Raw genomic sequence first — 365 nt, 5'->3', positions numbered from 1 at the left:
CTTCGACTTCGCCATTGGCGGTCTGCCATTGCTCAAGGGTGGTCTGGATTTCCGTGCGCAAACGCAGCTCGGTGGCGTTGCGCAGGTCCCGCGCCTGATCGCTGCGCCGGGCTGCCGCCAGCACGTTGCCCTGATTGCGGTTGAACAGCGGAATCGGCAGCGACAGCCCGACCACGTTGACCCGCTCGCGCTCGGTTGCGCTGTATTGACTGCCAATGCTCACGGTCAGATCGGGAATGCGTTGCGACTTTTCCAGACCCAATGAGGCCCACGTTGACCCGCTCGCGCTCGGTTGCGCTGTATTGACTGCCAATGCTCACGGTCAGATCGGGAATGCGTTGCGACTTTTCCAGACCCAATGAGGC

1 protein-coding gene is annotated in these 365 nt (G+C 61.9%); it reads right to left on the bottom strand.

What is annotated here, in order from left to right; all coding sequences use genetic code 11:
• Window positions 1-262 (bottom strand): TolC family protein (locus AC1DF0_RS32675; RefSeq protein ID WP_477577788.1); only part of this gene is annotated, 262 nt, incomplete at its 3' end.
• Window positions 263-365: the final 103 nt, after the last annotated feature.

It is taken from the genome of Paenibacillus sp. 05T425, from assembly GCF_056396205.1.
This window is presented reverse-complemented; position numbering and strand designations above follow the sequence as displayed.